The organism is Trichocoleus sp. Lan (genome assembly GCF_039961855.1).
Lineage (GTDB): Bacteria > Cyanobacteriota > Cyanobacteriia > Cyanobacteriales > FACHB-T130 > FACHB-T130.
Genome location: NZ_JAMPKA010000026.1, coordinates 18,799 through 37,721 on the forward strand (window position 1 = coordinate 18,799; position 18,923 = coordinate 37,721).

The following is an 18,923-nucleotide window of genomic DNA, read 5'->3' on the forward strand; positions in this document are numbered from 1 at the left end:
ATAGCAAAAAATCTGGTAACATTTACTAGAGAAAGTGAACAAAGCTAACACTGTGTTTCCTACGAGCAAAATAATTTAAGAGCAAGCGTCGGCACAGTGAAATATCAGGAAAAAGCGCTCCGGCAAGAAAATTTAGCCTGGAATTAGCAATCAACGATTGGCTGTTCAAAGGTTCAGTAGCGGTAGACACTATGAGTCGAAGTCAGACACTCGGACGAGAAACAAGGTTGCGTGAGGCTAAAGCAAAATTAAAATTGGGCTTAATGAAGCGAATTGGAAAATTCGATAAACTGACCTCTCTGATTTTGGAGGTGCAGAAGAAAACTCTCTATCTAGGTTTAGTGACAATGATTTTGTCTTCTATTCTAGATAGTGTAGGAATCGGATTGATGATTCCTTTCCTAAAAGTAATTTTGAATGAAGGAGGTGGAACGCTTCTTCCTCAAATGGCTTTAACGGAAGGGTTGAACAGTTGGCTAGCGCAGCAAGGTAAAGGAACGCTCATTAGCTTGTTTGCCTTAGTCCTCATGGGTTCTTTAATTTTAAAAGGGTATTTCTACTACATTTCCCAAGTCTTGACTTCCATTTATCGGGAAGCCGTCATCAAACGCTTGAGGAAACGGCTGTATCAAACCTATTTATATTCGCCCATTGAATTTTTTGATAATGTGCAGATGGGTAAAGTAACCAGCACCTTACATACAGAGGTGATGGAAACAAACAAGCTGTTGACTAACTTCTTTTATGGCTTGACCAACCTGCTGATTTTAATCGCGTATTTGGGAACGTTGGTGATCGTGTCGTGGAAAATGACGGTTCTAACGACATTTTTGATTACAGGCGTTGCTTTATGGCTCAGTTATTTCTTGAAAAAGATTAAGACATCGGGGGGTTTAGTTGTTACTGCTAAACGCACTCTAAACGCGATGGCTTTAGATACGTTAGGCGGTGTTCGCATCGTTAAATCTTATGGTGCGGAGGATTTTGAACTGAACCGCTTCAATAAGATCAGTAGCAATTATATGGAGGCGAACATCGGGCTAGCTAAGAAGCTAAACATCATCGACCCGCTGACAGAGTTAGCGACTTTGGCTGCGGCGATGGTGGTTTTAGTCGGTAGCTACACTTTGTTTATCTCCAAGGGTCTGCTCACGACCGCAGAGCTACTGATATTCATGCTGGTTCTGATTAGAATTGTTCCGGTACTGAAAAAGGTGAATGCCGCGAGGGGTTCTGTCCAAGAGTCTCTGCCAGCGTTAACGAAAGTCACGGAGGCGCTCTCGTTACCAGAGAAATATCCGCTTCCTAATGGAAACCAGAAATTTACAGGGTTGCGCGATCGCATTCTTTTCCAAAATGTAAAATTTGCCTACAGCGGCAGATCTTACGTCCTCAACGGTTTGGATCTAGAAATTCCTCGTGGCAAAACTGTGGCGCTGGTTGGCGCTTCTGGAGCCGGGAAATCCACTGTGGCATCTCTCGTTACCCGTTTCTACGAAGTGACCGACGGTGTAATCGAGATCGACGGTCAAGATATCCGAAACTACGATGTTGTCTCGCTACGCCAGCACATCGGAGTCGTTAGCCAAGACACCTACATCTTTAATGCCTCACTTCTGGATAACATTGCCTACGGTTTAGAGGGAATGGACAGAGAAAAGGTGATTGAGGCAGCCCGCCTTGCCAATGCCCACGAATTTATCTGTCAGTTGCCCAACCAATACGACACAGTGGTAGGAGATAGAGGCGTTAGGCTTTCCGGAGGACAACGACAACGCATTTCAATTGCTAGGGCAATGCTGCGCGACCCGGAAATCATGATTCTCGATGAAGCCACTAGCGCCTTAGATTCGCAGTCAGAACAGTTAGTGCAAGAAGCACTGGAACGTTTGCGAACAAACCGGACTGTAATTGTGATTGCCCACCGTTTGGCTACTGTCCGGAATGCCGACAAAATTGTGGTAATGGAGAAAGGTCGAATTATCGAACAGGGAGGGCATGACGAGTTGCTTGCCCAGCAGGGAGCTTACTGGTCTTACCACAATCTCCAGTCTTTGCCTGTGTAAAACAGACCTGCCCAAGCGACACCGGGCAACTACACAGTACAGACTTTAAACACAAACAAGTTTTTTCCCTATCTAGCTGAGTTGATGCATAGCAAACAAAACAGCCGATAAATTGTTTAGTCTTTAGCGAGGAGTTCCTGATGTTAGATCCCCAAGTTACGATTGTTGTTTCACCCCGCGAACGTTTCAGCTGCGCCCGCGAGTCGCTGGAAAGCATTTACGAACATACATCAGTCCCATTCAAGTTAGTTTACGTAGATGGGGGTTCACCCGCTCACATTCAGCGTTATTTGCAACAGCAAGCGACTGAAAAAAGATTTCAAATCATTCGCACCGATCACTACCTCACTCCAAACCGCGCCAGAAACCTCGGTCTGAGTCAGGTTACAACCAAGTATCTCGTCTTTATCGATAACGATGTGATCGTCAGCCCAGGCTGGTTGGAAAGCTTAGTTCAGTGTGCTGAAGAGACAAACGCTAGCGTAGTGGGTCCCCTGACCTGCCAAGGCACTCCGGTACACGAAATTGTCCATTTTGCCGGTGGAGAAGCCCACATTTGGCTGGAAAAAGTCGGCGAAAACCCCAGACGGCGTCTCCGCGAGAAAATGTACAAGCAAGGTCAGAAAGTAGCGGAGGTGCGACCCAAGCTCAAACGTCAACAAACCGAACTAGCAGAATTCCATTGCGTGCTGGTTCGCGCTGAAATCTTTGAGAAAGTCGGCTTGCTCGATGAACAAATGTTCAATACTAAAGAACACCTCGATTTCTGCATGACAGTCGTTGAGGCGGGTGGTAGCGTTTACTTTGAGCCAGCGTCTCTTGTCACTTATGTTCCAGGCCCGCCACTGAAGCCTTCAGATATGCTCTTCTATATGCTGCGTTGGAGCGACGCTTGGGAACTCAATAGCTTGCATCGCTTGCGCGATAAATGGAATTTGGACGAGGACGGGTACTTCAAATATCGCTACAAGCGCTTGGGATGGCGGCGATACGTGACAATCCTGAACCCAATTGGTAGCCGCCTGACTTTAGGTCTTGCTGGGGGCGGGGTGGCAAAAGTGTTGCGTCCTCTAGATAAGGTGTTTAACCGTTATCTCACGAATCGTCAGGCTCGCCTGCAAGCGAAAGGGCTACAACCTCAGATGCCTGCAATACCGGAGAAGAAGCCTACAGTGACGGCATCGTCCCGTTAGGTTGGCGTGTAAGGGTGTAGAACGACGAAACGAAGGTGCCAAAAGAAGGTGCGATCGCTTCGACGATAAATACCCTTACACAGCCAAAACCTAAGTCTTCATCCAGAAAACAAGTGGGGAAAGCGATCGCAATCCACAGACTTTTTTAGTCGTACTCCTACCTTGGAAAAGTGGATGCTATTACTAAACTTGTTCTGTGTTAAGCGATTCCCCGCTTTTTCAGGAACGCTCCTGTTGAAATTGAAATGTTGTTTGGGTTTTCCTTCTTCAGGGAGAGGTTTTGCCTAAGCCGTTCAATGATTGTTAATTTTTGTAAATGCACTAAACCAGGCAAAATCATCGGAATTCGCCTAAGCCGAGTGCAACAAAAATGAAGCATCCCAATCAACAACAAAACTATGCACTCTTTTGCCCAAACAAACATCCAACTCTTCAACCAGCTACGTGCAGAAGGCTACTCAAGCAACGATATTAACCGCATCCGTGATGCTTATCAGCTGACAATGCAGCTGTTCACAGGTGCTTTTCGAGCCTCAGGTAAGACGTTTATCGCCCATCTAGTCAGCACTGCTAGTATCCTGGTTTCTCTTCATGTACCTGCAAAGATAGTAGCAACAGGTCTGCTTCATGCTACCTATACTCATGGTGACTTTGGAAACGGGAAAAAAGGCATTTCCAATGCCAAACGCGAACAGGTAAAACGTGTTGTTGGCAAAGAGATTGAGGAGTATCTTGCTAGATATGCAACGCTATCCTGGAATAAAAAGACGATTCCCGCTATTTTTCACCGCATTGATACGCTCGATCCGCTTGAGCGCGATATTCTTTTGGTGCGCTTAGCCAATGAGCTAGAGGAATACTTGGATTTTGGCATTGTTTATTGTGGAGATTTCAAACATCAACAATACATTAATTATGACGGTCATCTGATCGTAGAAATGGCAGAAAAGTTAGGTTTTCCTAATTTAGCTATTCAACTAACAGAAGCATTTAAAGAAACTGCCTCCGCTGAAATACCTAGCGAACTTTGTAACACAAACGCTCAAGATGTTTCGTTTCGTCTTGCACCAAAGTCCTATCAGAAGCGGCTGTCCCTCACCTTTTATAATTTGTTGATTCATAAACCGCGTCGTTTAGTTTCTGCCATAGCCCGTAAATTTGGTAATTTGCGTCCCAGTACGTCCATGACAACGGATGTTCCTACTATAAGTCAGTCAGAGTAAGGGGGCAGTTAATCACAAGGAAGTGCTGGCTGTAGCAAATATTATTTTTTCACAATTTTTCAAAATTAAAATGAAAAAAATTTCTGTCATAATTCCGGTCTATGGAGTCGAAAAATATATAGCTGCTACAGTGCAATCAGTTTTAGACCAAACCTACAAACATTTTGAACTTCTAATTATTGATGATGGTTCTCCCGATCAAAGTGTAGAAATTTGTCAGCAATTCACAGATCCTCGAATTCAGATTATTCGCCAGCAGAATAGCGGGGTTTGCGCCGCTCGAAATACAGGAATTCGCCATGCTCAAGGAGAATATCTTGCTTTTTTAGATGGAGACGATCTGTGGTTACCAGAAAAGCTGGAAAAACATATTGAGCATCTAGAAAATTCACCAACTGTCGGGCTTAGCTTTAGCCGCTCTGCTTTTATTGACGAAGCGGGGCAGCCATTAGGTATCTATCAAATGCCTAAACTCAAGGATATTGCTCCACCCTTGATCCTCTGCCGTAACCCGATTGGAAATGGCTCAGTTCCGGTGATTCGGCGAGAGGTTTTTGAAGCTATTAAGTTTCAAGATGCTCCTCAGGGTACTGCAAAAGATTGTTATTTCGATGAAAGATTGCGACATTTTGAAGATGTCGAATGCTGGCTTCGCATTTCCTTAAAGACTAATTGGCAAATCGAAGGCATTCCTGAAGCTTTGACGCTGTACCGAGTTAATTCCGGAGGGGCTTCAGCAAATCTGCTCAAGCAGTTAGAAGACTTGGAAAAGGTGCTGGAAAAAACCCGCTCCTATGCTCCAGATTTGATTGCTCAGTATGGAAACCCAGCTAAAGCCTACGAGTTGCGGAAATTAGCCCGGTGGGCAGTCCGGCTGAAAGCTGCCCCAACCGCTGTAGACATGGCTCACCGCGCCTTATCTACCCACTGGCGCATGATTCTTGACGAACCCCGGCGGACACTTTTGACGTTGGGAGCTGCCTATTCGCTGTGGCTACTGCCACGTCCTCTCTACCGCCAGATGGAAAGTTTTGCCTTAAAAATGACAGGAGCCGCCCAAAAACGACGCATTCTTCAAGATCGTTCCCGTCAATTGGCATAACGATAGAACCTTTTTTATAAACACCCGCTCGCCATCAAAATAGGTTGCAGAATATGAGGGTTGTCTACCTAATCCAAACCCATACCAATCCGGAGCAAATTTATCGGCTGGTTAAAGTTATTAAAAAGTCCAGTAATGACTCTTATATAGTGATGAGTCATAACTTTAATGCTAGTCAAATAGATGTAGAACTCTTCGAGAGTTTACCGAATGTTAAAGTACTGAGAGCCAAGAAAGTTGGAAGAGGCGATTTCTCAATTACCCAAGCTTATTTGGATGTTGTTGACTGGATTTTAACCCAGAATATTCAATTTGATTGGCTAGCTAATCTCACAGGTCAAGACTATCCGACTCAATCGCTCTCAAAATTTGAGAATTTTCTGGCTGCAACCGAGTACGATGGATTTTTTGATTATTTTAATGTGCTTTCTGATAAGTGTACTTGGGGAGCTAAAGACGGGCGCGATCGCTACTTCTATCAATACTGGTGGTCAGGTATAGAATTAGCCAAGTGGCAAAGAGCCTTATTCAAACCTTTTCGAGTGCTTATTAATAATGTTCAGCCTTTTGTGCGGATTGATTCTTCCTATGGACTCATCATCGGGCAACGGGCCGCTTCAGCTCCATTTAATGACAAATTTGTATGCTATGGAGGCTCTTACTTTAAAACAATTTCTAGACAATGCATTCAATACATTCATGATTTTTGCTCTGCCAATCCTGATTTGGTGAACTACTACAAGAAAGTTCGCCTTCCCGATGAATCTTTTATGCAAACCATCTTATTAAATAGTGGTTTGTTTAATTTTTATCCCCGCAATATGCGCTATATTGATTGGGAGAACAGCCGACACGGTCATCCCCGCATCCTCACATCTGAAGATTTTCCAAATTTAATTAAAGATAAATATTACTTTGCTAGAAAATTTGACATGAACCGGGACAGCAAAGTATTAGATATGCTTGACGAAAGAATTTTTCAAGCAATTTAAAGAAAATGGTACTTTTCATGAAAAAATTTTCGGTTATTATTCCAGCCTACGGAGTAGAAAATTATATAGCTGCTGCAATTGAATCGGTTCTAGCTCAAACATACAAAAATTTTGAAATTATTGTAGTTGATGACGGCTCTCCCGATAGAACTGTAGAAATTTGCCAGCAGTTTATAGACCCTAGAATTAAAATCGTTAGCCAGAAAAATAGAGGACTCGCTGGAGCAAGAAACACCGGAATCCGCCATGCTCATGGCGACTATTTAGCTTTTTTAGATGGCGATGACCTTTGGCTACCGGAAAAATTAGAGAAACATCTCGAACATTTAGATAATTCCTCGACGGTAGGGATTAGTTTTAGCCGTTCTGCTTTTATCGATGCAACAGGAAATCCCTTGGGTACGTATCTGATGCCCAAATTCAAGGACATTACACCACCGGATTTACTTCGTGACAATCCAGTCGGAAATGGTTCGGCTCCCGTAGTTCGGCGAGAGGTATTTGAAGAAATTAAATTTCAAGATAATCTTTACGGGACTGTTGAAGATTTCTATTTTGATGATAATTTTCGTCAGGCAGAGGATATAGAATGCTGGCTTCGCATCCTCCTCCAAACCAACTGGCAAATTGAGGGGATTCCTGAAGCGCTGACACTGTATCGGGTAAACGCGGGAGGTCTTTCAGCTAGTTTGCTGAAGCAATTAGAAGCTCTCGAAAGGGTAATTGAAAAAACACGCTCCTACGCTCCAGAATTAATCGCTGAATGGGAAAACCCTACTAAAGCATATCAACTGCGATATTTAGCGAGAAGTGCAGTCCGTTTAAAAGCAGGCTCAATGGCTGTGCAGCTAATGCACCGAGCCTTGGCTGCTCACTGGCGCATCCTTTTGGAGCAACCCCGCCGCACGCTGATGACCTTAGTAGCTGCCTACTTGCTCTGCTTCTTACCCCATCCTGTTTATTACCAAATAGAGGCTCTTGCTGCCAAAATGACTGGGCTTATTCAAAGACGCCGTATTCTTCAAGATCAGTCTAGCTAATCTTTATAATCAACATTTTTATACTTCTAATAAAATTAATCTAACTGCTTCAATAAAACCTTGACGTTGCATTAATTGATGTTAGTATAGTGGCGTTTTAGTGACTGGAGCAGCTAGACCATGAAAATTTTCTTAGAAATAAAAAACTTTTTCAAAGAAACAATTAAGGGTTCATTTCTCGATCCGGTTGTTAGACCATTTTTAGATATAGTAAATCCTCCTAAACGCAGTGACATTCTTAATAGACAAGACAATGCTTTCACGATTGAAATAATGTCTTGTGTTTTAGCAAAAGACTCAAACTGTATTGATGTTGGTTGTAACACGGGCGATTTACTTGACAAAATTTTACAGTTTTCACCTCTAGGATTTCATTATGCATTTGAGCCAATACCACGGTTAGCGAGTAGGCTTAGAAAAAAATTTCCAACTGTTGAAGTAAGAGAAACAGCTTTGAGTGATTCGGAGGCAGAAACTACTTTTTGGTATGTAGTGAATGCTCCTGCTGTAAGTAGCCTGGATAAAGAATGCTGTAAAAGCCATATTCCTGATGCACTTATGGAACCAATCACTGTTAAAACTCAGAGACTTGATGATGTATTAGCCCCAGACCTTAAGATTAATTTCATCAAGGTAGATGTAGAAGGGGTAGAATTGCAGGTTTTTAGAGGTGCTATCAGAACATTAAAAACTTATAAACCTTACTTAGTCTTTGAAAGTGGCTTAATTAATTCTCAGGAATGGGTTGATGGGACATTGAAAGACGGAAAATGGCACGATAGCAGAATTTACGATCTGCTTGTCAATGAGTGTGGTCTAAAAATTTTTAAGCTAAAAAATTGGGTAGATGGTTTAGCTCCGCTGAGTCGGGATGAATTTCTAAAATCTTCTGCTTGGAATTTTTTAGCAATGCCTTAGTAACAGAAAAATTTGCCTGAATACTTTTTGAGCTATCTGCAAAGTGGCAATTAGCTAATTTTCTAGTACTTTTTATTATGCTAGTTTTGTGCAGGCAAGATTGGTATTGCTTGTTACTGTTATTTTAATTTTAAAGGAAATATATTAATGTTTTACTTTAGGCGGACAAATCGCATAAGTAAAGTCTATCTTAAGGGGGACGCTTGCACCATAGGCACTGTAACAAGATGTAAAGCGTAAAGCGACTAGGATTGCAAGCGTGGCTTGAGTCCCTTAAAGAGTTCCTTAGACTGGGATTTTAATTATGACCATAGCTGTAAATGTAAAAAATTGGGTGCAACGAAAAGGTCATAGCCTGTCGTGAAGAATCTAATTTTGTACACCATTACTGAATTTGGACATGGTTAAAAGACAGAGATTTTTTTCCTAGGGTACAGAGTTTAGTATCTATGTCTATGTGGGTGAAACAATAAAACAAGGTTCGGTTGAAAACCGGGAACCAAATAAACCCACATTTCGTCTATATACCAGGTTTACTATTTACCATTCTGAACTTAACTATTCTAGAGTGCCTGATTTCCAGTGAAAGCACCTATTTACTGCTGTTTTAACTTTGTCGATGCTATTGCAGTTAAACAGTTTTAGTTAAGTTCTTGAACACAGATTTCCCTGTCAATTTATGGCTTTGCTTGCACAAAATCACCAGTATTTATTATGCAGGCATTTCTAGTTTGACAATTGTTGCAAATTTTGTTCTTACCGCATAGAGAGCAGATAATCAGGTTTTTTTTAATACCTTGATCGGGTTGAATCTACCTATCTCTACTTAGGGTACATTCGAAGTGTTATGCACAACACTTTGGCAGATTGCTGCGTTCACTTTTTCGTGCAGTTGTTTTCTGGAGGTTAAAGATCGTGAAAGTTTTATATCTGATTCAAAGTCATAAAAATCCCGAACAGATTTTTAGACTGGTGCAAACTCTAAAAAAATCAAGTCCCCAATCTCAGATATTGATTAGCCATGACTTTAGGGGTTGTCATTTAGACGTAACGGCCTTTCACCAATTCCCAGGAGTGAACGTAATTAGGGGTACAGGAGGACGAGGAGATTTTTCGATTGTTCAAGGTTATCTGAATGCCATTGACTGGCTTTTTAGCCATAATGTTGAATTTGATTGGCTTGCCAATATTACAGGTCAAGACTATCCGATTCAACCACTACCAAAAATCGAGAAGTTTCTTGCAGAATCACCTTTTGATGGCTTTTTAGAGTATTTTGATGTACTTTCAGATTTAGAGGGAAATCTTTGGGGAAGCCGGGAAGGTAGCGATCGCTATCTCTATCAGTACTGGCGTTCGGGTCAATATTTACCACTGTGGAAACGCGCTATCGTCAAAATTCCTCGCATGGTCATTAATAATGTCCAGCCTTTGGTGAGAATAAATTCTTCCTATGGGCTGATGCTAGGAGTTCGTACGACTTCATCTCCATTCAATGAAAACTTTAAATGCTATGCAGGGTCTTACTTCAAGACTCTATCGAGGAAGTGTGTCGAATATTTACATCATTTTTGCCAGCATAACCCCGAGCTAATTAATTACTATAAAAAGACTTGTATTCCTGATGAATCTTTTGTCCAAACGGTTTTAGTCAATAGCGGGCAATTTCATTTGTGTAACGACTATAAACGCTATATTGATTGGACTGGGACTCGCCACGGTCATCCTCGTACTCTAAATGCTGAAGATTACTCAGCAATTATAAGAAGGGACGTTCACTTTGCCCGAAAATTCGATATGACGCAGGACAGCAGAATTTTAGATATGCTTGATGCAAGAGTTTTAAAAGAAAGTAGCCCAGTCACCTTAGGCATTAGTTAAGACTTAACCCGTCAAATCTGTATAGTCAGCTATAATTCCTTAGTTGGAAGTAGCTGATTATGGGATTTGAGGCTCAACGATGCTTAATGCAGCTATTAATCATTGGTCAACCATTGAAGCGATCGCTAATGTTACATTTGCAGGGCTGGCAAGCGTCCAACCAGTTCTGACTAGCTTATTAGTCTTCGCCATCGGGATTTGCCTCGCCCATATCGCCTTCAAGCTGATTACTAAATTTAGCGCCCAACCAAGCCTTTCGTTAGCTCGAACGGTTCGCCTTGCTGTCATTGCTCTGTTTGCCACAGTCGCACTTCAGCACATCTGGCTTGCTAGCAACATCCTTAACGGTGCATCAGGACAGGCAGAAGTCGTCACTTCCCGCAATTACCGAACCAATGTGTCTTTGGGGGAGACGAATGTTGCAATAGGCGGAGGGGGCTATGTTACGGGTATTTTTCTGCATCCGCTACAGAAGGATCTTGTTTACATCAAAACTGATGTGGGTGGCTTCTATCGTTGGAATTCAGTAAATAAAAGCTGGGTACCGCTAACTGACCACTTTCCACTAGAGAAGAGCAATTACTACGGCGGAGAAGCCCTAGCCCTCGATCCAAAAGATCCAAATATTGTTTATATTGCCGCAGGCAAATACGTCTGGGATGAGCCTGGAACTATCTTTAAGTCTAACGATCGAGGTGCAACCTGGAAAAAGCTGGATTTGGACTTGCCAATGGGCGGCAACCAAGATAGGCGGGAGGTAGGCGAGAGACTCGTCATCAATCCATTTAATTCCAAGATGATTTTATTTGGTTCGCGGCGCGATGGGCTTTGGAAATCTTTAGATGCTGGCGCGAACTGGACTAAAGTGACTTCTTTTCCCGGAAAGCCGGAAAAAGATATCGGCATCACAGCAATTGTCTTTGACAAAGATAAGCCTGGCTTAGTCTATGCCAATGCCTATGGTGATGGAATTTATAAATCTACTAACACAGGCATTACCTGGAGCAAGATTGACGGAAGCCCAAAAAAAGCGATGCGGCTAGTGACAAGTCGCAATAACACTCTCTACACAACAATTAATGGAAGTCCTGGAGTTAAAAAGTATACAGATGGAGATTGGAAAAACATTACTCCACAAGGCTCCAAAGAGGATTTTAATGGGTTGAGCATTAACCCTGCTAATTCTAAAGATATTCTTGTTTCTACAAAAGAGAGAAAAAATACTAAAATTTATCGCTCATTCGATGGCGGAACTACATGGAAAGAGCAGAAGCGATCGCTTAACAATACCGTTCCTTGGTGGTCTAGCTATATGCTCTCCAATCCTTCTGTCTCTGCGATTGAGTTTGACCCCCACGTTTCTGGGAGAGTTTGGTTTACCGATTGGTACGGAATATGGCGGACAGACAATATTAACAAACAACCCTCTGCCTGGACGAACTATCAAAAAGGACACGAAGAGCTTGTCACCTTCACCTTAACTGCGCCTCCGAGTGGCGCGTTGTTGTTGAGTGGGGTGGCAGATGTAGACGGGTTTTACCACAACAAGGGATTAGACAATTATCCATCTAAAACCTTTAGTGCTAGTGGCCCTTCGTTCCAGGATACCTACAGCATTGCCTACTATGAAAAAGCTCCCCTGCAAATGGTGCGCGTTGGCGGTAATCGCTGGAACAATACTTATTCGGGAGCAACTTCGACAGACGGCGGCTTAACTTGGAAAGAATTTGCTTCATTTCCAAAAGACACGATGCCGATGCGTATAGCGATGTCAGCAACTAATCCAAAGTTATTTGTTGTCACTGTTAGTGGAGATAAAGCTCTCCGCACAGATGATGGAGGCGCTTCGTGGAAAGAAGTTACTGGCTTACCCAAGGGTTCCAAGGGACCTTGGAATTGGTCTTTGCCGCTGGCAGCAGACAAAGTGGATGGTAACACGTTTTATTACTATAAGAATGGCAAATTCTATCAAAGTACCGATGGAGGTTTGTCTTTTAAAGTCGTGAATTCATCAATTCCCGATGAAAGTTGGCACTCGCTAAGAACCGTATCTGGAGTTAAAGGTGAAATTTGGCTGAGTCTCGATAAGAAACAACTTTACCATTCGACAGACGGTGGCAAGACCTTCTCTAAGATGAATACAGTTAAGAGATCCTATTTGTTTTCTTTAGGAAAACCACAGCAGGGGAGCACGATTCCAGCACTGTATGTGTACGGAGAAATTAATAATATGGGCAAAGGAATCTTCCGTTCTCTCGACAGAGGGAAGACATGGCAAAGGATTGGTAATCCGAAAAATCCGATTGGCAATAGCCCAAATGTGATGGAAGCAAGCTTGCAGCAGTTTGGTTTAGTTTTTATTGGTACAAATGGCAGAGGAATTTACTATGGCAATTAGTAATCCAGTAGGAACATCCTCCTAAGGCGGCAAGCAAATACATCTTGTGACGCAGTTGTAGCGAAGGGGTTCGGAATGCGATCGACCCTTACAATCTATTTAGAACCCCAGCCTTACCCGTTTACCGGAAAGAAAGAGCTTGAGGAAAGGTGGGAGAAATTTCTCAAGTAGTCTAATTCAAGTAGTCTAATCGCCTGTCAAGATATCTCAATCACAAAAATAGACGTTCCGTGGAACGTCCATCATGCAACCATAAATTTTAACAGAAAGCCTATAGCTGCTGTAGCTTGCTTACCCTACGACAAGCAAGCTACAGCATCACAACAATAGGTACTTTACAAACGTCCCTTCAAATAAGAATTTTTTTATTCCCACTTAACTCGTTCTAATTTCACAGATTTCTTCTCTGTCTGAAAAGGCTTTTTATAAAGGTTAAGCTTTTGTTTCAAGATTAACCAGAAGAAAGGCATATCGTCTATTAAATATCTTTTCCATAACCTTTGTGGCTCGGATAAGAGTCTATGTAACCACTCTATTCCTGCGTCGCTCATCCACTGTGGAGACCTTGGTTTATGACCTGCTTCAAAGTCAAGAGATGCGCCAACAGACAAGAAAACTTTGACATTGGGTAATTTATTTTTATACTTCAATATCCACTTTTCTTGTTTAGGGGCACCGACGCCAATGGCTAAGACTGTAGCGCCTGACTTATTAATTTTGTCAATAATTTCTAGGCATTCTTTTTCGCTCTTTTCAAATCCGAAAGACGGCGAATGAGAAGCGACTATAATATTTCTGCCTACTTGGTTATTGATTCGCTCTTGAGCTTTACGAGCCACCCCTTCAGCAGCACCCAGCAAGAAAATCTTAACGCTTTCATTGTCCTTGTGGTGCATATAGAAAGCGGGAAATAAATCTGAACCCGACAGTTTTTCTTTAATCGGCGTTCCCAAAAATTTAGAAGCGTACAATACTATTTGACTGTCACACACTTTATAAGTAGCGATATTGTAAGCTTTGTAGAAATCTCCATCGGTTTGCAGCTTCATCAGGTGGTCTACGTTTGGCGTAAATACGATACCACCTTCCCGATCGAGTTTGGTTAATAGCTCTGCTCTTGACAAGTTGTCAATGGATACATTAAGTACATTAACTTTTTTCATTGACTCCTCTCACTTTAGCAATCTACTCGTGTGGGGACAGCACACTAATAACAACACAATAGTGAGAGTCAAGCTTGCACTACCTCTACCATGAGAGAGGACAAATCTTTATCAACGTTTATTCCCTCGGATAGATTGGAAAATTGAGTGAACAAGATTCGCTATTATAGTGAGGGTTTTTCTGAGCGAAAGAAAAAAGGTTGTGATCGCGCCACAACCAGCCGCAACCTTGGCTGAAAGGCTTGCCCTGTTTACCTCCGGCGCGCTAAACAAGGGAATTCGGCGCTTACTTCCCATCGTTCCCCTGTATGAATCAGTAGGGTTAGCTGAGCAGCAGTGAACTCAAACTCTAACGATCGCCCCTGAAATTCAGGCCATGCCGCATGAAAGTTTTGCCGTGTCAAGTCTCTAAAGGCAACAGTCATGTGAGGAGCAAAGGGACGCTGCTTGGAAACCGCATCGACAATTCCCAAGTTTGTCTCCATATCGGTCATTAAATCGGCTTGTAACGCTAGCAGTTCCGGCGTCTTAAGAACATTGATGTAAATAACACGCGGTGGAAAAGCTCCAAACCCTTGCAGAGTAATGGAAACGGGTGAACGATGGGAAGCAAACGTTCTCAAGGAGTCTTCTAGCACTGGCACTGTCTCTACCTGCCATTCAAACGGCGGTTGCAGCGTGATATGCGGGGGAGATTTCTGGGCACCTTTGCTAGCATAGGTTTGGGCGAAGTGCTTCTGAATCTCTTTGGCGTAGTCTTGAATCTCTTGCGGCGGCAAGAGAGCGATAAAGAAGCGGCGTTTTGTATTGTCCAAGAACTTCCAGCGGTAGTTTACTTGTTAAATAGATATAGCCAGATAAGGGAAGAAAGTGAATGCCCTGGTTTGTAAAGATTGAAGAAGGCATCGTTGATAAACCGATCTTTGATAAATCTGTACCGGCGCACAAAGCTTATGTCCAGGATTTGATTGCCAAAGGATATCAGGCGCGTAGCGGCTACTGGCTGGAGCGGCGAGGCGGCATGATGCTATTTGAGGCGTCTTCACTGGAGGAGGCGCGCACGATTGTCTCACTCGATCCGCTGGTGCAAAACGGCTGCGTCAAGTATGAACTTTATGAGTGGCGAGTGGTTGCCGAATAAAAGCGAATCCTTGATTGCCGCCAGAGGTTTCAATTTTCAGTGAATGATGTTATGCTTTAGATGATCTGGACCCATGCGATCGCAACGCCTAAACCTTGTCAGAACCGGAAGGTAGCAGCAACACGGGATGCTTGTGATAGGCGTGGTATCCGGATCACCCGAATCGCCGCCTCGCCCTCGTTTGCCTTGTAATTGGTGGGCAGTTTCTCGATTTCACGCTTATGCTGGAATCAGCAGATACTTGCAGATTAAAGGAGCGACTTATTGCGATGGCTGGTTTTGGAGATATTGTTCAAAAAGCGTTTTACTTAGGGGTTGGCTTAGCTGCCTCTGCGGGTGAGAGAGCTGGGGGGAAGTTAACTGAGTTGCGATCGCAAGCTCAAAAGCTAGCCGATGAAATGGTAGCAAAAGGCGAGATGACAACAGACGAAGCTCGCCGGTTTGTCGATGATATGATGAAACAAGCCCAGCAGGCACCCGTTGAGCCATCCACTAGCAGCACCCAACCCGGTGAGCCGCGGCGGATTGAAATTCTCTCAGAAGATGAAGAGCCAAAGTCGGCAGCAGCTCCAAATGCGGCTCCAAATAATGATGTGGACGCGATGCGCCAACAGGTGCAAGCACTACAGGACGAACTGCGTCGGCTAAAGCGCGATTAGCTTTGCAGTAATGAACGATAAACTGCGAACAGCCGAATCGTTAGCTGCATAGGCAAGAGCGAGTCGCTGCGAGGAGCATCACACGCCTTGCGATCGCGCAAGGCAACGTGTGCTAATCTATAGCATTGCGATCGCATCATGGATTCGCACTATTTAGAATAGAATTGCAGATTAATTGGCGTCATCGCGTCGCCGGTAAAAACTAAGCCTTTTGTGCTGAGTATCCAAAATGGAAGAGTGGCAAAAAGATTTTTTCGAGATGATGGAAGCAGTCGCTGATGAAGTAGAGCAATTCTTCGTTGGCATCACAGAAGTAGTAGACGCTGTTGCCGAAAGCGTGCAAACTACAATTGCAACCGATCTCAATCAGTGTTTGCAGGAATTATTTGAACCGATCGCTGAAATTTATTTAGAATTTGAAGAAATTGTGGGTGAAGGTGAGCAGCCTTTTTCCTATATGGTGGATACTGTTGAACCCACCCCACAAAAAAATCCTGCATGTATGGGTTGTCACCATTACCACGGACAAGCTTATGGTGGAAACCTGTTAGTCTGCGCCATGCATCCCTATGGCTGGGATGATAAAAATTGTCCGGATTGGGAGGGTAGTACAGATCCGTTCAATTCTAGAGATATTTTCTGAACAAAGCAGGTGAAGAAGGCTGAAAAAGCTTGACCTGCATTCATATTCAAGGGTTATTAGTCCTTTATTTGTTATAAATGACTAATAACTAACGACCCACGTTTGCTACCACTACTGATGAGTCAGTCGCCAACACAACAACAATTATCATCTGAAACGCCGCTCTCGGAAATGAAATACGGTGAGCGAAATATTTCTGAAGGACAATTAATTACCTTCCCCAATCCGCGAGTCGGACGCCACTACGACATTCACATTACTCTACCAGAGTTTACCTGTAAGTGTCCGTTTTCTGGCTATCCTGACTTTGCGACCATCCATATTACCTATGTTCCCGACCAAAGGGTGGTGGAACTGAAGGCGATCAAGCTTTATATCAATAGTTACCGCGATCGCTACATCTCCCACGAAGAATCCATCAATCAAATTTTGGATGACTTTGTGGCAGCTTGCGATCCTTTAGAAGCCACTATCAAAGGGGATTTCGCGCCCCGCGGTAATGTCCACACAGTCATTGAAGTGCGTCATCAGAAGTCCTCTGACGCCTAGATAGCAGCAAAAAAATTCACTTGCATCTGGCTACTTCCACCTGGTTTAAAAATTATCTTTTTCAGAAAGCCCGTCCAACGGGCTTTCTGCTTTGTGTCATCAAAAGTCTATCTTATCGGCTCAAAAAATAGACACAATATCAGTCTCAGGGTGAATGATAACTTCCATTGGCACGCCTAACATTTCGCAAAGCTTCCCGGCTTTTTAGATTACGAAATGGAGGTTTCATGGCAGTTGCACAAAGCCTTAACCATGTTAAGAATAGGTTAACTCAGACAAAACTACTTCCTCCAACTTGGTTACAATTTTTTATCATTGTCGTGCTGGTACTGGGAGTATTTTTTCGATTCGTCAACCTGGATCGCAAAGTTTACTGGGGCGATGAGACTTTCACTTCATTACGGATTGCCGGTTACAGCAAGGCAGAATTCGCCCAAGAAGTCTTTGATGGACAGGTGATGGGGGTCGAAGAATTACAGAAGTTTCAACAACCCAATTCGGAAAAAGGTGCAAGCGGAACCATCAACTCGATAGTGGTCGATACTCCCCAGCATCCGCCCCTCTATTTTTTAATGGCAAGATATTGGGTGCAACGATTTGGTTATTCGCCAGGGATAATCAGAAGCTTGTCTGCATTAATTAGCTTGCTAGCTTTTCCTTGCATCTATTGGCTATGCCAAGAATTATTTGGATCTTCCTTAGCAGGATGGATAGCGATCGCACTCATCGCCGTCTCCCCGTTTCAAGTTCTCTACGCCCAGGAAGCACGACCTTATAGTTTGTGGATTGTGGCGATCTTACTATCGAGTGCGGCACTGCTGCGAGCGATGCGGCTGGGAAATAGAGACACCAAAATCCTTATTTCCACTTGGGGGCTGTATGCAGCAACGCTAGCACTGGGAATTTATACCCAGTTATTTTTTGCGCTAGTTGCGATTGGACATGGCATTTATTTATTGACAATCGAAAAATTCCGATTTACTAAAACAGTCTTTGCCTATTTGCTGGCATCTTTGGCTGGTTTGCTCACATTTGTGCCTTGGCTTTTAATTCTAATTGCTAATTCATCTACCGTTGAAAAGACAACAGATTGGTCTCGCCAGAAAGAAAGCCTGTTTTCTTGGGTGAAAGCTTGGACTCGCAATATCACTCGGACATTTCTTGATACAGATCCAGCAGGAGGAGTGATTGAGTTTGGATTTAACAATCAATGGACCGAATTTATCCGACTGACACTGGTAGGAATGATTTTATTCCTGTCAGGATATGCAATTTATTTTCTGTGTCGTAACACTGGCAAGCAAGTTTGGTTATTTGTTTTAACTTTGCTTGGGGTAACTGCCCTTCCCTTTATTTCCAGAGATCTAATCTCCGGAGGAGGATTGTCAGGTTCAACTCGACATCTAGTTGCTGTTTATTTGGGGATTCAGCTAGCAATTGCTTACTTACTGGCTACTAAAATTAGTTTGCCTTCGAGAAGTGCAAAGGTACAAAAACTATGGCAATTTGTGCTTGTTGCAGTAGTTTCGAGTGGTGTTATATCCTGTGCCATCAGTTCTCAACAAGAAATCTGGTGGAATAAAGCTCTCTCTCAAACTGAATACAATCCAAAAGTAGCCCAAATCATCAACAAAACAGCTCATCCGCTTTTGATCAGCAATGAGAAACTAAACTTTTTTCTTCCTTTAACCTATGCACTGGAACCGAAAGTGCGGCTTCAATTAGTCGTTAAACCAAATGTGCCTCAGATTCCAGATGGGTTCAGTGATGTGTTTTTATACAGGAGTTCCAAGGAATTAAGAAAGGCACTACAAAAGCAGAACTACAAAATAGAGCCTGCATACCAAACGGGTCAAGTTTGGCTTTGGAAACTAGAAAAAAAGGTGTGAGTGGAAGACGTTATTTGTTGGTAGAGGCGCGATGAATCGCGCCTCTACCAACCCACATCAAAAATG

17 protein-coding genes and 1 other RNA gene are annotated in these 18,923 nt (G+C 43.1%); 15 read left to right on the forward strand and 3 right to left on the reverse strand.

The window, feature by feature from the left end; genetic code table 11:
* Positions 1 to 191: 191 nt before the first annotated feature.
* The 9 genes from NDA03_RS21040 (at position 192) to NDA03_RS21080 (ending at position 12,813) form a co-directional block, all read left to right on the forward strand.
* Positions 192 to 2,066 carry an ABC transporter ATP-binding protein gene (locus tag NDA03_RS21040; protein ID WP_190411171.1) on the forward strand — a complete coding sequence of 625 codons (1,875 nt, stop codon included), beginning with the start codon at positions 192 to 194 and terminating at the stop codon, positions 2,064 to 2,066.
* A gap of 140 nt (positions 2,067 to 2,206) precedes the next feature.
* Positions 2,207 to 3,259, forward strand: a complete 1,053-nt coding sequence (locus NDA03_RS21045) for a glycosyltransferase (protein ID WP_348239043.1) — start codon at positions 2,207 to 2,209, stop codon at positions 3,257 to 3,259.
* A 398-nt stretch (positions 3,260 to 3,657) separates the two neighbouring features.
* Entirely contained in the window at positions 3,658 to 4,482 is an 825-nt protein-coding gene (locus tag NDA03_RS21050) for a DUF6817 domain-containing protein (RefSeq protein WP_190411173.1), read from the forward strand.
* A 70-nt stretch (positions 4,483 to 4,552) separates the two neighbouring features.
* Positions 4,553 to 5,584, forward strand: a complete 1,032-nt coding sequence (locus NDA03_RS21055; RefSeq protein WP_190411174.1) for a glycosyltransferase family 2 protein — start codon at positions 4,553 to 4,555, stop codon at positions 5,582 to 5,584.
* A gap of 53 nt (positions 5,585 to 5,637) precedes the next feature.
* The gene (locus tag NDA03_RS21060; RefSeq protein ID WP_348239044.1) at positions 5,638 to 6,576 is read left to right on the forward strand and encodes a beta-1,6-N-acetylglucosaminyltransferase; all 939 of its coding nucleotides are present in this window, start codon (positions 5,638 to 5,640) and stop codon (positions 6,574 to 6,576) included.
* Positions 6,577 to 6,593: 17 nt separating this feature from the next.
* Entirely contained in the window at positions 6,594 to 7,616 is a 1,023-nt protein-coding gene (locus NDA03_RS21065; protein WP_348239045.1) for a glycosyltransferase family 2 protein, read from the forward strand.
* Between the two features lie 120 nt (positions 7,617 to 7,736).
* Positions 7,737 to 8,534: an FkbM family methyltransferase gene (locus NDA03_RS21070; RefSeq protein WP_348239046.1), complete on the forward strand. Its 798-nt coding sequence runs from the start codon at positions 7,737 to 7,739 to the stop codon at positions 8,532 to 8,534.
* A gap of 915 nt (positions 8,535 to 9,449) precedes the next feature.
* Positions 9,450 to 10,415 carry a beta-1,6-N-acetylglucosaminyltransferase gene (locus NDA03_RS21075; RefSeq protein WP_348239047.1) on the forward strand — a complete coding sequence of 322 codons (966 nt, stop codon included), beginning with the start codon at positions 9,450 to 9,452 and terminating at the stop codon, positions 10,413 to 10,415.
* Positions 10,416 to 10,494: 79 nt separating this feature from the next.
* Positions 10,495 to 12,813, forward strand: a complete 2,319-nt coding sequence (locus NDA03_RS21080) for a hypothetical protein (RefSeq protein WP_348239048.1) — start codon at positions 10,495 to 10,497, stop codon at positions 12,811 to 12,813.
* A gap of 365 nt (positions 12,814 to 13,178) precedes the next feature.
* On the opposite strand, the gene NDA03_RS21085 is transcribed toward NDA03_RS21080, so the two are convergent.
* Positions 13,179 to 13,976, reverse strand: a complete 798-nt coding sequence (locus NDA03_RS21085; RefSeq protein WP_348239049.1) for a WecB/TagA/CpsF family glycosyltransferase — start codon at positions 13,974 to 13,976, stop codon at positions 13,179 to 13,181.
* A 251-nt stretch (positions 13,977 to 14,227) separates the two neighbouring features.
* Positions 14,228 to 14,791 carry a 2'-5' RNA ligase family protein gene (locus NDA03_RS21090; protein ID WP_348239050.1) on the reverse strand — a complete coding sequence of 188 codons (564 nt, stop codon included), beginning with the start codon at positions 14,789 to 14,791 and terminating at the stop codon, positions 14,228 to 14,230.
* Between the two features lie 59 nt (positions 14,792 to 14,850).
* On the opposite strand from NDA03_RS21090, the gene NDA03_RS21095 reads away from it, so the two are divergent.
* The 3 genes from NDA03_RS21095 (at position 14,851) to NDA03_RS21105 (ending at position 15,776) form a co-directional block, all read left to right on the forward strand.
* Positions 14,851 to 15,117 carry a YciI family protein gene (locus NDA03_RS21095; protein WP_348239051.1) on the forward strand — a complete coding sequence of 89 codons (267 nt, stop codon included), beginning with the start codon at positions 14,851 to 14,853 and terminating at the stop codon, positions 15,115 to 15,117.
* A gap of 62 nt (positions 15,118 to 15,179) precedes the next feature.
* Positions 15,180 to 15,276: signal recognition particle sRNA small type (gene ffs, locus NDA03_RS21100), an RNA gene on the forward strand.
* A gap of 110 nt (positions 15,277 to 15,386) precedes the next feature.
* Positions 15,387 to 15,776 (forward strand): phasin family protein, encoded by a 390-nt coding sequence (locus NDA03_RS21105; protein ID WP_190435443.1) that lies wholly within the window; start codon positions 15,387 to 15,389, stop codon positions 15,774 to 15,776.
* On the opposite strand, the gene NDA03_RS21110 is transcribed toward NDA03_RS21105, so the two are convergent.
* Positions 15,773 to 15,916 carry a hypothetical protein gene (locus NDA03_RS21110; protein ID WP_348239052.1) on the reverse strand — a complete coding sequence of 48 codons (144 nt, stop codon included), beginning with the start codon at positions 15,914 to 15,916 and terminating at the stop codon, positions 15,773 to 15,775. The two genes, NDA03_RS21105 and NDA03_RS21110, sit on opposite strands and share 4 nt — an antisense overlap.
* 89 nt (positions 15,917 to 16,005) lie before the next feature.
* Between NDA03_RS21110 and NDA03_RS21115 the strand changes: the two genes are divergently transcribed.
* From NDA03_RS21115 to NDA03_RS21125, 3 genes are all read left to right on the forward strand, one after another.
* Complete coding sequence (locus NDA03_RS21115) at positions 16,006 to 16,419, forward strand: hypothetical protein (protein WP_190430081.1); 414 nt, start codon at positions 16,006 to 16,008, stop codon at positions 16,417 to 16,419.
* Positions 16,420 to 16,536: 117 nt separating this feature from the next.
* Complete coding sequence (gene queF, locus NDA03_RS21120; RefSeq protein WP_190435437.1) at positions 16,537 to 16,968, forward strand: preQ(1) synthase; 432 nt, start codon at positions 16,537 to 16,539, stop codon at positions 16,966 to 16,968.
* Positions 16,969 to 17,195: 227 nt separating this feature from the next.
* Positions 17,196 to 18,857 (forward strand): glycosyltransferase family 39 protein, encoded by a 1,662-nt coding sequence (locus NDA03_RS21125; RefSeq protein ID WP_348239053.1) that lies wholly within the window; start codon positions 17,196 to 17,198, stop codon positions 18,855 to 18,857.
* Positions 18,858 to 18,923: the final 66 nt, after the last annotated feature.

Excerpts from the sequence above, each read along its gene's own strand:
- NDA03_RS21115 (WP_190430081.1), top strand. The coding sequence starts at position 16,006 with ATGGAAGAGTGGCAAAAAGATTTTTTCGAGATGATGGAAGCAGTCGCT.
- NDA03_RS21050 (WP_190411173.1), top strand. The coding sequence starts at position 3,658 with ATGCACTCTTTTGCCCAAACAAACATCCAACTCTTCAACCAGCTACGT.
- NDA03_RS21060 (WP_348239044.1), top strand. The coding sequence starts at position 5,638 with ATGAGGGTTGTCTACCTAATCCAAACCCATACCAATCCGGAGCAAATT.
- NDA03_RS21040 (WP_190411171.1), top strand. The coding sequence starts at position 192 with ATGAGTCGAAGTCAGACACTCGGACGAGAAACAAGGTTGCGTGAGGCT.
- NDA03_RS21125 (WP_348239053.1), top strand. The coding sequence starts at position 17,196 with ATGGCAGTTGCACAAAGCCTTAACCATGTTAAGAATAGGTTAACTCAG.
- NDA03_RS21070 (WP_348239046.1), top strand. The coding sequence starts at position 7,737 with ATGAAAATTTTCTTAGAAATAAAAAACTTTTTCAAAGAAACAATTAAG.
- NDA03_RS21055 (WP_190411174.1), top strand. The coding sequence starts at position 4,553 with ATGAAAAAAATTTCTGTCATAATTCCGGTCTATGGAGTCGAAAAATAT.
- NDA03_RS21095 (WP_348239051.1), top strand. The coding sequence starts at position 14,851 with ATGCCCTGGTTTGTAAAGATTGAAGAAGGCATCGTTGATAAACCGATC.
- queF (WP_190435437.1), top strand. The coding sequence starts at position 16,537 with ATGAGTCAGTCGCCAACACAACAACAATTATCATCTGAAACGCCGCTC.
- NDA03_RS21065 (WP_348239045.1), top strand. The coding sequence starts at position 6,594 with ATGAAAAAATTTTCGGTTATTATTCCAGCCTACGGAGTAGAAAATTAT.
- NDA03_RS21085 (WP_348239049.1), bottom strand. The coding sequence starts at position 13,976 with ATGAAAAAAGTTAATGTACTTAATGTATCCATTGACAACTTGTCAAGA.
- NDA03_RS21080 (WP_348239048.1), top strand. The coding sequence starts at position 10,495 with ATGCTTAATGCAGCTATTAATCATTGGTCAACCATTGAAGCGATCGCT.
- NDA03_RS21045 (WP_348239043.1), top strand. The coding sequence starts at position 2,207 with ATGTTAGATCCCCAAGTTACGATTGTTGTTTCACCCCGCGAACGTTTC.
- NDA03_RS21110 (WP_348239052.1), bottom strand. The coding sequence starts at position 15,916 with ATGATGCGATCGCAATGCTATAGATTAGCACACGTTGCCTTGCGCGAT.
- NDA03_RS21105 (WP_190435443.1), top strand. The coding sequence starts at position 15,387 with ATGGCTGGTTTTGGAGATATTGTTCAAAAAGCGTTTTACTTAGGGGTT.